The sequence below is a fragment of the Peribacillus aracenensis genome (genome assembly GCF_025175645.1).
Taxonomy (GTDB): domain Bacteria; phylum Bacillota; class Bacilli; order Bacillales; family DSM-1321; genus Peribacillus; species Peribacillus aracenensis.
Window position 1 is genome coordinate 26,224 of sequence record NZ_JANZMJ010000009.1, and the last position, 14,914, is coordinate 41,137.

At 41.7% G+C, this 14,914-nt stretch carries 12 protein-coding genes and 4 tRNA genes; all 16 read left to right on the forward strand.

The features are described 5' to 3' along the window. Position 1: 1 nt before the first annotated feature. Positions 2 to 529, forward strand: a complete 528-nt coding sequence (gene ssb, locus N0M92_RS11260) for a single-stranded DNA-binding protein (RefSeq protein WP_034316149.1) — start codon at positions 2 to 4, stop codon at positions 527 to 529. Positions 530 to 576: 47 nt separating this feature from the next. Then, positions 577 to 816 carry a 30S ribosomal protein S18 gene (rpsR, locus tag N0M92_RS11265; RefSeq protein ID WP_034316147.1) on the forward strand — a complete coding sequence of 80 codons (240 nt, stop codon included), beginning with the start codon at positions 577 to 579 and terminating at the stop codon, positions 814 to 816. 236 nt (positions 817 to 1,052) lie between these two features. Further along, the gene (locus N0M92_RS11270; RefSeq protein WP_260285776.1) at positions 1,053 to 2,000 is read left to right on the forward strand and encodes a YybS family protein; all 948 of its coding nucleotides are present in this window, start codon (positions 1,053 to 1,055) and stop codon (positions 1,998 to 2,000) included. 41 nt (positions 2,001 to 2,041) lie between these two features. Continuing rightward, the gene (locus N0M92_RS11275; RefSeq protein WP_260285778.1) at positions 2,042 to 4,012 is read left to right on the forward strand and encodes a DHH family phosphoesterase; all 1,971 of its coding nucleotides are present in this window, start codon (positions 2,042 to 2,044) and stop codon (positions 4,010 to 4,012) included. Next, entirely contained in the window at positions 4,009 to 4,458 is a 450-nt protein-coding gene (gene rplI / locus N0M92_RS11280; RefSeq protein WP_192207364.1) for a 50S ribosomal protein L9, read from the forward strand. Before N0M92_RS11275 ends, rplI begins: the two co-directional genes overlap by 4 nt. A 140-nt stretch (positions 4,459 to 4,598) precedes the next feature. Further along, positions 4,599 to 5,963, forward strand: coding sequence for a replicative DNA helicase (gene dnaB / locus N0M92_RS11285; protein WP_063234298.1), 1,365 nt, complete (start codon positions 4,599 to 4,601; stop codon positions 5,961 to 5,963). Positions 5,964 to 6,252: 289 nt separating this feature from the next. Then, complete coding sequence (locus N0M92_RS11290) at positions 6,253 to 7,545, forward strand: adenylosuccinate synthase (RefSeq protein WP_192207363.1); 1,293 nt, start codon at positions 6,253 to 6,255, stop codon at positions 7,543 to 7,545. A gap of 246 nt (positions 7,546 to 7,791) precedes the next feature. Continuing rightward, positions 7,792 to 7,867, forward strand: a tRNA-Lys gene (locus tag N0M92_RS11295). A gap of 8 nt (positions 7,868 to 7,875) precedes the next feature. After that, positions 7,876 to 7,947 (forward strand) — tRNA-Glu (locus N0M92_RS11300). A 23-nt stretch (positions 7,948 to 7,970) separates the two neighbouring features. Then, positions 7,971 to 8,046: transfer RNA gene (locus N0M92_RS11305), tRNA-Asp, on the forward strand. Positions 8,047 to 8,073: 27 nt separating this feature from the next. Then, positions 8,074 to 8,146 (forward strand) — tRNA-Phe (locus N0M92_RS11310). Between the two features lie 410 nt (positions 8,147 to 8,556). Continuing rightward, positions 8,557 to 9,978, forward strand: a complete 1,422-nt coding sequence (locus N0M92_RS11315; RefSeq protein WP_260285779.1) for a peptidoglycan DD-metalloendopeptidase family protein — start codon at positions 8,557 to 8,559, stop codon at positions 9,976 to 9,978. A gap of 281 nt (positions 9,979 to 10,259) precedes the next feature. Next, complete coding sequence (gene yycF, locus N0M92_RS11320) at positions 10,260 to 10,967, forward strand: response regulator YycF (RefSeq protein ID WP_034316131.1); 708 nt, start codon at positions 10,260 to 10,262, stop codon at positions 10,965 to 10,967. A gap of 5 nt (positions 10,968 to 10,972) precedes the next feature. Further along, complete coding sequence (walK, locus tag N0M92_RS11325) at positions 10,973 to 12,805, forward strand: cell wall metabolism sensor histidine kinase WalK (protein ID WP_260285780.1); 1,833 nt, start codon at positions 10,973 to 10,975, stop codon at positions 12,803 to 12,805. Further along, positions 12,802 to 14,130 carry a YycH family regulatory protein gene (locus N0M92_RS11330; RefSeq protein WP_260285781.1) on the forward strand — a complete coding sequence of 443 codons (1,329 nt, stop codon included), beginning with the start codon at positions 12,802 to 12,804 and terminating at the stop codon, positions 14,128 to 14,130. Before walK ends, N0M92_RS11330 begins: the two co-directional genes overlap by 4 nt. Next, positions 14,117 to 14,914 (forward strand): two-component system regulatory protein YycI, encoded by a 798-nt coding sequence (locus tag N0M92_RS11335; RefSeq protein ID WP_192207359.1) that lies wholly within the window; start codon positions 14,117 to 14,119, stop codon positions 14,912 to 14,914. The genes N0M92_RS11330 and N0M92_RS11335 overlap by 14 nt, the downstream gene beginning before the upstream one ends.

The window sequence follows — 14,914 nt, forward strand, 5'->3', positions numbered from 1 at the left end:
GATGATGAATCGCGTAGTTTTGGTAGGACGCTTAACTAAAGATCCTGAATTACGATATACACCTAATGGAGTTCCCGTAGCTACCTTTACTTTAGCTGTGAACCGTAGTTTTACGAATCAGCAGGGTGAACGTGAAGCGGATTTCATTAACTGTGTAGTTTGGCGTAAACCGGCAGAAAATGTAGCTAACTTCTTGAAAAAGGGCAGTTTAGCTGGCGTGGATGGACGTGTCCAAACACGTAATTATGAAGGACAAGACGGCAAACGCGTATATGTGACGGAGATTCTGGCTGAGAGCGTTCAATTCCTTGAACCACGAAGCAGTTCAGCGGGTGAAAGAAATGAAGGCGGTTCTTACGGTGGAGGTCAAAGAAGTTATGGCAATAATAACGGAAATGACAACAATTCGTATGGACAAAATCCTAATCAGAATCAACGGAGCAATAACAACTACACTCGTGTAGATGACGATCCGTTTGCAAATGACGGTAAGACAATCGACATTTCAGATGACGATCTTCCGTTTTAAACAGCCGTTTAAAATGAAAATTCAAAAAGCAGGGAGGGAAATTTATCATGGCAATGGGTGGACGTAAAGGACGCGGTAAGCGTAAAAAGGTTTGTTATTTCACATCTAACGGAATCACTAAAATTGATTACAAAGATGTAGATCTTCTTAAGAAATTCGTCTCAGAACGCGGTAAAATTTTACCACGTCGTGTAACTGGTACAAGCGCTAAATATCAACGTAAATTAACGATTGCTATTAAACGCTCACGTACTATGGCATTACTACCATATGTATCTGGTGAATAATAAAAGGGCACATTGAGGAGTTATCCTTAATGTGCCTTTTTTTATAAGTTGTCACTCATGCATGAAAACCGCTGAATTGCGGTTTTTTTATTTCATTAGGAAGTTATCCGGACGTTTTTCTCAGAAAAAATAATCATATCCTAAAAAAGAATGTGATGTTTGAAATATCCTGGCCGTAACGGATACAATATAAAGATGGAGATAAGACATCAATAATAACAGGGGGTGAAATAAAGATGAATAGCGGAAGACGGATTGCCGAGGGCGGAGCCCTTCTGGCACTATATTGCATTTTATTGTTCATCACCATTCAAATCCCACTATTGGGTATTTTCACTACTTTCTTTTTACCCATTCCATTCATACTTGTCACAATCAAACAAAAGTTATCGTGGAGCCTTGGTTACTTATTCGTAGCCTCGTTATTGTCGATCCTCATCGGGACGATATTGTCTGTTCCGCTGACCTTGCTCATGGGGGCAACGGGAATCGCGATCGGCTATTTTTTGAAAAAGGACAAACCGATGGCACCTATGTTCATAAGCGCAGTCCTAGTCTTCCTGGGAGGCATTTTATTAATATATGCGGCTTCAGTATTGATAACGGATGTTAATTACATAGAAGAATCGATGGACATGGTTGAGGGGTCCATCGAAAATACTATCGGTATAATGGATTCTTTTGGACAGGCACCGACGGAACAAGTCAAAAAGCGGATGTATGAATCAATCGATATGATGAACACGCTGATGCCAAGTTTGTTCGTCTTGATGTCCGTCATCATGGTTTTATTGATTTTCTTTGCAGCGCATCCCATTGTGAAGAGATTCAGTGATAAGGCGTTAAAATGGCCCCATTTTCGAGATCTGCGACTCCCGAAAAGCCTTTTATGGTATTATTTAATTACGATGCTTCTGGCTCTTTTTGTGAATACGGACAAGAACAGTTTTGTATATATGGCCATAACGAACCTATTTTTCATACTGCAGTTCTTCATTTTATTACAAGGTTATTCCCTGATATTCTATATCGCTCATGTTAAGTCATGGGTTAGGGCCATACCTGTTTTAATCGTGGTTTTTTCTTTGCTGCTGCCGATTCCGATTATTACGACGGCCGTTCGATTTTTAGGTATAATAGATTTAGGCTTTCCTTTTAGGGAGACAATCAAGAAAAAGGAATAGAAGACTTTTTTGTAAAACAGATGCTTTTAGGAGCTGAAACTATGCCATCTTATTTGAAAGAATACTCGATTAAGTCCCCGTTGTATGGGGTGCTGGCCGCAGTCGTTTTACTTTTGGGCGTACTGGCTTATTATAATTGGGTTATTGCACTTGTTGGACTATTGATTCTTGCTGGTTTATTTTATTTAACATTAAGAATGGTAGAAAAAAAGCAACAAAAGACAGAAGAGTATATAACGACTTTATCCTATCGTTTAAAGAAGGTGGGCGAGGAAGCGTTATTGGAAATGCCGATTGGGATTATGCTCTTTAATGAGGATTATTACATTGAATGGACCAATCCATTCCTGGCTTCTTGTTTTAGCGAAGACTCTTTGGCAGGAAGATCGCTATACGATGTTGCGGACTCGATAGTGCCGTTGATCAAGCAAGAGATCGAGACTGAGACGCTTACGCTCCACGATCGGAAATTCAAGGTGGTCCATAAGCGTGATGAAAGGCTTCTTTACTTTTTTGATGTGACGGAGCAGGTGGAAATTGAGAAATTATATGAAGATGAGCGGACGGCAATTGCGATCATTCTTCTTGATAATTATGATGATTTGACACAGGGTATGGATGATCAGCGTAAAAGCAGCATCAATAGCTTGGTTACCTCACTTCTTGATAAATGGGCAAGGGATAATGGCGTTTTCTTTAAACGGGTTTCCTCGGAACGATTTATTGCTGTCTTCAATGAGCATATCCTTCATCAGCTTGAGAAGGGCAAATTCTCGATTTTGGATGAAATCAGGGAAACGACGGCCAAGCAAAATGTACCATTGACCCTGAGCATTGGGGTCGGCTCTGCCGTGTCATCCTTACCGGAACTAGGTACGCTTGCACAGTCCAGCTTGGATCTCGCTCTTGGACGGGGCGGTGACCAAGTAGCGATCAAGCAAGCGAATGGAAAAGTGAAATTCTATGGCGGCAAAACCAATCCGATGGAAAAACGCACGAGAGTCCGTGCACGTGTCATTTCCCATGCATTGAAGGATATAGTCCTCGATAGCGATAAAGTCATTGTCATGGGCCATAAAAACCCGGATATGGACGCAATCGGTTCAGCAATCGGCATCTTGAAGGTTGCCCAGATGAATGAACGTGAAGGCTATATTGTCATCGATACCCAGCAGCTCGATAACAGTGTCCTTCGTTTAATGGAAGAGATCAAAAATAAAGAAGAGCTGTATTCCCGGTTCATAACACCTGATGATGCATTTGAAATGATTACGGATGAGACCTTGCTGGTTGTGGTCGATACACATAAACCTTCCATGGTGATTGAAGAGCGGTTATTGAATAGGATCGATAAGGTTGTAGTCATCGATCATCATCGCCGCGGTGAGGAGTTCATCAAGAATTCATTGCTCGTCTATATGGAGCCATATGCATCTTCAACAGCAGAACTTGTAACCGAACTGCTTGAATATCAACCGAAACGCTCAAAGATTGATATGCTGGAGTCGACGGCGCTTCTTGCAGGTATCATCGTCGACACGAAAAGCTTCACCTTAAGAACAGGTTCGCGTACTTTCGATGCAGCCTCTTATCTAAGGGCGCATGGAGCTGATACGGTACTTGTCCAGAAATTCTTAAAAGAAGACGTGGACACCTATATCAAACGTTCGAAGCTCATTGAGGAAGTCACCTTTTATAAAAAGGGAATTGCCATTGCCTCAGCAAAAACCGATCAGGTTCATAATCAGGTGCTCATCGCCCAAGCTGCGGACACCCTATTGACCATGGATGGCGTAGCGGCTTCTTTCGTAATGGCTAAGCGATCTGATGATACAGTTGGCATAAGTGCACGTTCTCTAGGTGATATCAATGTTCAGGTAATCATGGAAATGCTGAATGGAGGCGGACATTTAACAAATGCCGCCACTCAACAGGTTTGCTCCATTGGTGAAGCCGAAAGTCGATTGAAAGCAGCTATTGATGAATATTTAGAAGGGGGACAAAAAGAATGAAAGTAATATTTCTGAAAGACGTAAAAGGTAAAGGGAAAAAAGGGGAAGTTAAAAATGTTGCAGATGGTTATGCACATAATTTCCTGCTAAAACAAGGATTGGCCGTTGAAGCAAATAATTCAAATGTGAAAACTTTGGAAGCCCAGAAAAATAAAGAGGAATCACTTGCAGCAGAAGAGCTGCAGCATGCGGAAGAATTGAAAGTTCAGCTGGAGAAATTAACGGTTGAACTATCTGCCAAAGCCGGTGAGGGCGGGCGTTTATTCGGTTCCATCACGACTAAACAAATTGCATCGGAGCTTCAGAAAAAACACGGTATCAAGGTTGATAAACGTAAAATGGAGCTTGCTGAAGGCATCCGCACTTTAGGGCATACAAAGCTTCCAGTCAAGCTTCATCCTGAAGTCACTGCGACACTGACTGTGCATGTGAAAGAAATTAACTAATTTTAGCTGTTTCATATCTGTGAAAAATTGATAAAATAGAGATAGACGAAAAATGTGATTGGGCACGTTGTCCTTTCACTTTTTTCATTTTTACTAGAAACATATAAAAGGTATCCTCTTAGAATGGGAGGTTTTAAGATATGATAGAACAATTTCAGGATAGGATTCCCCCTCAAAATATAGAAGCCGAACAGGCTGTGCTAGGAGCCATTTTTCTTGAGCCCTCTTCATTGACCGTTACATCGGAAGTTTTGATTCCGGAGGATTTTTACAGAAGCTCTCATCAAAAAATCTTTAATGTGATGCTTAAATTGAATGACGAAGGAAAAGCTGTCGATTTGATTACGGTGACAGAGGAATTGGCTGCGACAAAAAACCTTGAAGAAGTTGGCGGAGTTTCTTATTTAAGTGAATTGGCCGGATCGGTGCCTACCGCGGCCAATATTGAATATTATGCCCGCATCGTCGAGGAGAAGTCATTGCTGCGTCGTTTGATCAGGACAGCGACCAACATCGCTCAGGAAGGCTACAGTCGCGAGGACGAGGTCGAGGAGCTGCTCGGGGAAGCAGAAAAAACGATCATGGAAGTGGCCCAGCGTAAGAATTCCGGGTCTTTCCAAAATATTAAGGATGTATTGGTTGCGACGTACGATAACATAGAAGTTTTGACTACCCGTAAAGGGGATGTCACGGGAATACCGACAGGGTTTGCTGAACTGGATCGAATGACAGCAGGGTTCCAACGTAATGACCTCATCATAGTGGGGGCCCGTCCTTCGGTTGGTAAAACCGCTTTTGCATTGAATATCGCTCAAAACGTTGCGACCAAAACGGAGGAGAATGTAGCGATTTTCAGTCTTGAAATGGGTGCAGAGCAGCTCGTTATGCGTATGCTCTGTGCTGAAGGGAATATCAACGCCCAGAATTTACGGACAGGTTCCTTAACTGATGAGGATTGGCGTAAACTGACGATGGCGATGGGAAGCTTGTCTAATGCCGGCATTTATATCGATGATACGCCAGGTGTGAGGATTGGTGAAATCCGTTCGAAGTGCCGTCGTTTGAAGCAGGAACATGGCCTTGGCATGATATTGATTGATTATCTGCAGTTAATTCAAGGCGATGGTCGTTCAGGCGACAACCGTCAGCAAGAGGTATCCGAGATTTCACGTTCACTCAAAGCCCTCGCTCGTGAACTTAAAGTGCCCGTCATCGCCCTTTCCCAGCTATCGCGGGGAGTGGAGCAGCGTCAGGATAAGCGTCCGATGATGTCTGATATCAGGGAATCCGGAAGTATCGAGCAAGATGCCGATATCGTCGCATTCTTATACCGTGATGATTATTATGATAAAGAATCCGAGAATAAAAATATCATTGAAATCATTATAGCGAAACAGCGTAATGGTCCAGTAGGCACGGTTTCGCTTGCATTCGTAAAAGAATATAATAAATTCGTCAACCTTGAACGCCGCTTCGATGATGATTCGATGTCTCCCGGGGCATAGGGAAAGGCCTGCCATTTTGCAATGGCGGGCTTTCTCTGTTTTTGGAAAAAGAAAAGGCCTTATGATAATAGAAAAATAAATCAACGGGTACAATAATGATTGACAATCCAAAACCCAATGTAAAACCGAAAGAATTTTCTCATATTTACGAACAAAGTATTTACTAAAATGTGTATTGTTCGGATTTTGTATTGACTTCCAGTTTGGATTATTGATAAAATAGGTTTGTTTGATAAGAACCGGTTAAAATGATCGGTATTACGTGAACCTTTGGAGGTGCTTTATTCAGATGTCATCAGTTGTAGTAGTCGGTACACAATGGGGAGACGAAGGTAAAGGTAAAATAACAGATTTTCTATCCCAGAATGCGGAAGCCATCGCTCGTTATCAAGGTGGGAATAATGCAGGGCATACAATAAAATTTAACGGCGTTACCTATAAACTGCATTTAATTCCGTCAGGGATTTTTTATAGTGATAAGATTTGTGTCATTGGAAATGGTATGGTAGTTGATCCAAAAGCTCTTGTAGAGGAACTTGCTTATTTACATAGCCACGGGGTGAGTACGGATAATCTTCGTATTTCGAACCGTGCACATGTCATTCTTCCTTACCATATCAAATTGGATGAAGTCGAAGAAGACCGTAAAGGCGCCAACAAAATTGGAACGACTAAAAAGGGAATCGGCCCTGCATATATGGACAAAGCTGCTCGTAACGGAATCCGCATGGCAGACCTATTGGACCGTGAAATTTTCGAGGAAAAATTGTCTCAAAATCTTGTCGAAAAAAATCGTATGTTTGAACGTTTCTATGAAACGGAAGGTTTCAAGATCGAAGATATCTTGGAAGAATACTATGAGTACGGACAACAAGTGCAGAAATATGTTTGTGATACATCCGTTGTATTGAATGACGCACTTGATGAAGGAAAACGGGTATTATTCGAAGGGGCACAAGGTGTCATGCTTGATATCGATCAAGGAACATACCCATTCGTCACTTCATCTAACCCGGTTGCAGGTGGAGTTACGATCGGTTCTGGTGTAGGTCCTACGAAAATCAACCATGTGGTTGGAGTATGTAAAGCATACACAAGCCGTGTGGGCGATGGTCCTTTCCCAACAGAATTGCATGATGAAGTCGGCAACCAAATCCGGGAGGTTGGCCGTGAATATGGTACAACTACAGGCAGACCGCGCCGTGTAGGCTGGTTCGACGCTGTTGTCGTTCGCCATGCTCGCCGTGTCAGCGGGATTACCGATTTATCATTGAACTCGATTGACGTATTATCAGGTCTTGATACGGTCAAAATTTGTGTGGCTTATGAATACAAAGGCGAGATCATTCATGAAGTTCCAGCGACTTTGAAAGCGATTGGCGAATGTAAACCAGTCTATGAAGAACTACCAGGCTGGTCAGAAGACATTACAGGTTGCAAATCATTGGATGAGCTTCCAGAGAACGCTCGCCATTATGTAGAGCGCGTATCTCAATTGGTTGGCATTCCTTTGACCACTTTCTCTGTCGGTCCTGACCGTAACCAAACAAATGTCGTGAGAAGCCCTTGGCGTCTAGCGTAATTCTTGAAAAGGAGCTGGCTTTTTTGCCGGCTCTTCTTTCGGTATTAACATCCATCCATTATATGTCACGTTTTGGGGGGTCCTGGATACCGAATGAATGGATTAAACTGTTGGAAAATGAAAAAAAATAAGAAAAAAATAATTTTATTTCAAAAAAGTATTGCCTAAACTATATGAACCATGATATTATCAAAAGCGTCGTCACAATAGAAGTTAACATCTTGAAAAGAAACATTTCATTAGTACGAGCCATTAGCTCAGTTGGTAGAGCATCTGACTTTTAATCAGAGGGTCGAAGGTTCGAATCCTTCATGGCTCACCATTTTTTCCGGCCCATTGGTCAAGCGGTTAAGACACCGCCCTTTCACGGCGGTAACACGGGTTCGAATCCCGTATGGGTCACTTCTTTATATAAAAGCTTTACTGGTCCCGTGGTGTAGCGGTTAACATGCCTGCCTGTCACGCAGGAGATCGCGGGTTCGATTCCCGTCGGGACCGCCATTTTATTTTTCCTAAAATAGAATATTTGGCTCAGTAGCTCAGTCGGTAGAGCAAAGGACTGAAAATCCTTGTGTCGGCGGTTCGATTCCGTCCTGAGCCATCCTTTTATAAACGCCTTTCTTTTAGGGCGTTTTTTGTTTTGCTTCCAGATGTATTTTGAATGAAATCTTGTTAATAGATTGTTAACAATTTGTAATATACCAATTTTGGCCAGTTCGGCATATAACTCGCTTTTAACCTTACTGGGCCTAGGCCCACTCCTTTTTCTGCAGTTTATTGAACTTACCCCATTCCTATATTTATTGGTACATGTTGTCACCATTTATACAGTTCCATTACATTATGAAGTCTGTTTCTTGTTTTTTTTCTTAATATGGTAGAGTTATGAGTGATAAAAATCATTATAGAAATCAGTCATATGCATGTGGATATTTAAATTGGACTAATAATTCTCGAAATAAAATTGATTAGTTTCTTAATTGGTGACTGAGCCGTTAAGGAGGACAATATATGTTTAGCTCAAAAGGCAAGGGTATCATCCTGTTGACGGTTTCCGTCATTTTATTGCTTGCAGGAAACCGGGCAACTGCTGCTGGGATATCGGAAACTACAACCACCATTCAGCATGTTTATCTTAACGATGAGTTTGTTGGAAGTGTTACGGATGAAACGGAAATCGAAAAGATCGTAGCCGATAAGGTAGAGGCGGCACAGGAAGATTATCCGGAATTTACATTCGATAAAGAGACACAGCTGATGTTTGTACCTGAAGAGGTATTCGATGAAGAGGTAAAAGGGGATCAGACTGTTAAGGGAATTCAAGATCAGTTGAATGTGAAGGCAGAGGCGTACGAAATCGACATAGATAATCAGGCGGTCGCTTATGTTGCGTCAAAGGAAGATGCCGAGGACGTTATGGAGAAAATCACTCTATTATATGTGAATGAAGAGGAATACGCTGAATATGAATCAGGTAAAAAGGAAAGTGAAAAAGATGCAGATCCGTTAAAAGAGCCGGGAAGTAGAATTCTGGACATCGAATTTTCACTACCCGTCACGTTTAAAGAGACAATGGTATATCCAGACGAAATCAAGAGCGTCGATGAAACCCTTTCCATGATAGAAGAAGGAAAGGAAGGGACGATGATCTATGAGGCTAAGGCAGATGAGGATCTTGAAGCCATTGCCACTAGGCATGATATGGACCTGGATCAACTGCTGGAGCTAAATCCGGGACAGGATGAGAACAAAGGTGTTAAAAAGGGCGAGCGGCTCTATGTGACCCAACGTATCCCCTATGTGAACGTAAGGGTAGAAAGAGAAATATATAAGGAAGAGAGGATTCCTTTTGAAAAGAAAGTGAAGGAGGATGACGAACTTCCAAAGGGCGAGCTCATTACTGAACAAATAGGGAATGAGGGGATTCTAGCGTTCACCTATAATGTATCCGAAACAAATGGAAAGAAAATCAGTGAAACGATTGCAAAAAAAGAAGTCACGGAAAAAGCCAAAACAGAAATCACCAGAAAAGGAACCAAGGTCATTCCTTCACAGGGCAGCGGTACATATTCCTGGCCTGCAGATGGGGGCTATATTTCCAGTAAGCAGGGTCAGCGCTGGGGGAAACTGCATAAAGGTATAGATATTGCCCGGCCAACCACCAGGACGATAACGGCAGCAGATCATGGGATAATCGAGACTGCCGGAAACTCCGGAGGATATGGAAATAAGATAACGATCAATCATAATAACGGGTATAAGACAGTGTATGCCCATTTGGACTCAATAGATGTACAAGCAGGACAAAAGATTGAAAAAGGCATGAAAATTGGCATGATGGGTTCAACGGGGAACTCGACCGGTGTCCACCTCCATTTTGAAATATATAAAAACGGGTCTCTCGTTAATCCGCTAAACTATATAAGCCAGTAATTGATGGAAGTCTTCGAAAATTATTCGAAGACTTCTTTGCTTCATACATAGATGAGAATAATAGGAAAAAGGTGATTTAATGCCTATAAAATGATAAAGTAGAATAGAGACAATTTGCTTTCATTCCGGTGTTCAGCCCCCTTTTATTGGGTATATATATGTAACTTTGCTTAAAATTAGGTTGCCGGCGTTGTGCAAGCAGAAGGAAAAGTGAATAAGGTCCCGGATAAGGACACGGTTTTTAATAGATTCAGTTCATTTATTATAAAGGAGATAAGTACATGGATAAAAAGATTCTGGTAGTGGATGACGAAAAGCCAATTGCTGATATATTACAATTCAATCTGAAAAAAGAAGGCTATGAAGTTTTTTGTGCTTATGATGGCAATGAAGCCCTCAAAATGGTAGAAGAACGGCAACCCGATTTGATTTTACTTGATATCATGCTGCCGCAGCGCGATGGCATGGAAGTTTGCCGGGAAGTAAGGAAGAAGTATGAAACGCCGATCATCATGTTAACGGCAAAAGATTCAGAGATTGATAAGGTCTTAGGGTTGGAGCTTGGTGCAGACGACTATGTGACAAAGCCATTTAGTACCCGGGAAATAATTGCCCGCGTTAAGGCGAACCTAAGACGTCAGCAAGCTGTTCCGGTTCCTGATCAAGAAAATGAACCGAAGGAAATTACGATAGGAACGCTCACTATCCATCCGGATGCCTATGTAGTATCCAAGCGGGGCGATACGATTGAATTAACGCATCGCGAATTTGAGTTGCTTCATTACTTAGCGAAGCACATCGGTCAGGTCATGACAAGGGAGCACTTATTACAAACCGTGTGGGGCTATGATTATTTTGGTGATGTGCGGACGGTCGATGTAACGGTCAGACGTCTTCGTGAGAAGATTGAAGACAATCCAAGCCATCCTGGCTGGATTGTAACTAGAAGAGGGGTCGGTTATTACCTGCGTAACCCTGAACAGGAGTAGTTTCTATGAAAAAGGTTGGTTTTTTTCGCTCAATTCATTTTAAATTTGTTCTGATTTATGTATTGCTCATTTTCGTAGCTATGCAAATAATCGGGGTATATTTTGTTGGGGAATTGGAAGAAAATCTTGTCGGGAACTTTACGAAATCAATAAAAGGTCACGTTAACCTGCTTACCTACAGTATTGGTGAAGAAATGGAAAAAGAGAGGGGAGAGGAAGATCCGACCCTCGAAGAAGCGATTGATACGATATTGAAAGACCGGGATAATTCATCGAATGATATTTCGGAAGTACGTGTCATCGACACCCGCAGCAGACGCGTGATCGGGACTTCAGCTCCAAGTAACCAGGATATTGTAGGGAAGAAGACAACGGAGGTCCTTATTAAGAATACGCTCATTTATGGAAAAGAAGATAGTGATATATTTCGGGACAAGAAAACAGGCAGGCGGCTCTGGGTCCTTTCGACACCCATTGAAGCAAATGGGGAGGTCATTGGCGCCGTCTATGTAATAGCAGAGATGGAAAATGTCTTTGAGCAGATGGATGAAATCAATAGCATCTTCATGACGGGTACGGCCATCGCCCTAGCCATTACGGCAATCTTGGGGATCCTGCTCGCACGAACGATCACAAGGCCGATGTCCGATATGAGAAAACAGGCCCTGGTGATGGCGAAAGGGAATTTCTCCAGAAAAGTTAGGGTATACGGCGATGATGAAATTGGCCAGCTTGCCGTCACTTTCAATAATTTGACCAAAAAGCTTCAAGAGTCGCAATCAAGCACAGAAGGAGAGCGGCGCAAGCTTTCTTCTGTACTTTCCAATATGACCGATGGCGTAATTTCAACGGACAGGCGCGGTCGGGTGAACTTGATTAATGAACCGGCGGCACAATTATTGGATGTCTCGAGTGAAACCGTCATGAACCAACCGATCATTGAGGTTTTGGGTCTTGAAGAAGAATATAAATTTGAGGATTTACTGGAAGAGCGAGATTCCGTAATCCTTGATTACAGCAAAAAAAATCGGCCTTTCATTTTGAGGGGGAACTTTTCGGTCATTCAAAAGGAAACGGGATTCGTCAATGGATTGATTACTGTTTTGCATGATATAACAGAGCAGGAAAAAATCGAGGGCGAACGCAGGGAGTTTGTTGCCAATGTATCACATGAACTGCGAACTCCGTTAACGACGATGAGAAGTTACCTGGAAGCATTGGCTGAAGGTGCATGGAAGGACGAGGAAATCGCTCCATCCTTTTTAAGTGTGACCCAAAATGAAACGGAGCGAATGATCAGGCTTGTTAATGATCTGTTACAGCTTTCGAAAATGGACAGTAAAGATTACAGGCTTAAAACGGGCTGGGTCAATTTCAATAAATTCTATGACCACATCATCGATCGTTTTGAAATGACGAAAAATGATGACATCACGTTTAAACGTGATTTGCCGAAGGAAGCCTATTTTGTGGATATTGATGAAGATAAAATCACCCAGGTTCTCTATAATGTAATCTCCAACTCCTTAAAGTACTCACCTGAAGGGGGTCAAGTGACTTTCCGCGTCAGGGCATCCGATGGCTTTATCATTGTGAGCATTACAGATCAAGGAGTGGGTATCCCGAAAAACGTCATTGATAAAATATTCGACCGTTTCTACCGTGTGGATAAAGCAAGGGCCCGTAACTTAGGCGGGACAGGGCTTGGTTTAGCCATTGCAAAAGAGATGGTCGTGGCGCATGGCGGGAAAATATGGGCGGAAAGTGTGGATGGAAAAGGAACTACCGTGTTCTTTACACTTCCTTACGAACAGGAAGAAGAGGATGATTGGTCATGAATTTTGAACGTGCAAAAAGTATCATACTGATTATTTTGGTCGGGACAAGCATTTTTTTGACATGGAGCATTTGGACGTACGAGCCTGAATATGATCAATTTGATCAATCGAATTATATAAAGATTAAAAGTGATGTCCAGATTGTCAGTGATGTCATTAAACCAGTCAGTATCCTTTTCCATGGCAATGGGCAGCATTTCCAGACTTCCAATCCGGCAGAAATGAATGAAATGGAAAAAGAATTTTCGCAATGGCGTTTCAGAGGCTTGAAAGAGGTATCCGTAAAAAGGCTGCAAAGGAAATTTGACGATTTTGTCCATGAAGATGGGTCGATTGAAATCGAATTTTCCGATGATATACCCATCGCTCTTTATAAAACGGTATTGAATATAACGGATAAGGAAGTGCCTGAATTTTCATTTGATCGAATGATCATTAAACAAAAGGATATCAGCGGTAAGGAATCTCCCGTTTATTTTGTTTCCTATGATCATGAGAAGATTTATCAAGGTATGGTCGACTCTAAAAGACTAAGGAATTTCATGGATTCATTTTATAAGGGTTCATACGATAAGCACCCTGAATATATGGCCGAAACGATAAACAGCAAAAGGACGCTGTTCGTCCCGGAAAACCCAGTGGAGATCAACAGACTTGAATATTATATTGACGATTTGGATATTGGAAACTTGAAAAATGCGTTATTTAATTATCCGAAGTTCGTACGCCAGGAATCCGTTTCGGTCGGTGAGGAATACACGGATGGAACGAGACTTATGACGGTCAATAAAGAGAATTACTTAATTTCTTATATCAATCCAGCACAAAAGAGCAAGCCATTTCGCCGTTCCAGTGACCTTTTGCAAAAAAGCATCGATTTCATCAATGATCATGCCGGCTGGGAAGATAACAATTACCGCTTTGCCTATATGTCGGAGAATGAACAACGAGTGGTATTCCGCTTATTCATAAACGGTTATCCGGCCTTCAATGAATCGGGAATGACAGAAATCGAGCAAATTTGGGGGAAAGAAGAAATTTATAGTTATGACCGCCCATACTTTTCACTTGACTCAGTCCTCCCGTCAGAAGGAGCGGCAGTGATCTTACCAAGCGGAAAAGAAGTATTGAATAAGCTGAAATCGAAAGATAATATCGATTTCAAAAGCGTGGAGGACATCTCGATTGGTTACAGATTGAATAAATCCCTCGATTCCAAACTTGTAACACTAGTTACACTCGATCCCACTTGGTATTATCGTGTAGGCGATAAATGGTTTATTGTGCCTTTTGAAGAAGGAGGCGATCAAAGTGGATTGGAATAATACAAAGTCGATTTTCATCATGGTATTCTTCGTTTTGAATATTTTTCTTCTTTATCAATTCCTTGAAAAGATTAATGACTCCCAATTAGAAAGCTTTACGGAGCCCCTTACGGATGAACTTTTGAAAGAAGACGAGATTTCAATAGAAATACCACTTCCAAAACAAAAGTTGAAGGATCAATTCCTGATTGCCCAAAGCAAGAATTTCGAGAAGAAGGATATACAGCACCTGAAAAACCAAAAAGCAAAAATCATCGATGATAAGAAGCTTGTGGGTACATTTAAGATACCAGTTAGCATGAAATCGGAAATTAATGCTGCGGACCTTGATATATTCCTGAAGGAGTATATTTTAAATGGTAGTGAGTATCATTTTTGGAGCTATGATGAAATCAGCCAGACCATCATCTGCTATCAAGTGGCAGATAAAAAGATGTTTTATAATAATAGTAAGGGGAAGGTCACTTTATATCTGAATAAGAAGGGTGAAATCGTTTCCTATGAACAGATGTATTTGGAGGGAATTGAAAAATTCAATAAACCTAAAGAATTGGTATCTGCTTTAAATGCTATTGGAGAATTGTATCAGAATGGCGATATTGATCCAAAAAGCAAAGTCACGAATGTGCAACTGGGTTTTTATAATTCGCTGCAGACGACATCTGTGTCACATTTACTTGTGCCAACATGGTGGGTGGTCATTGATGACGAAACGGATCTCTTCGTGAATGCCTTTGATGGAGAGGTCATTGAATTGAATACAGAAGAAAAAATACTGGAGTGA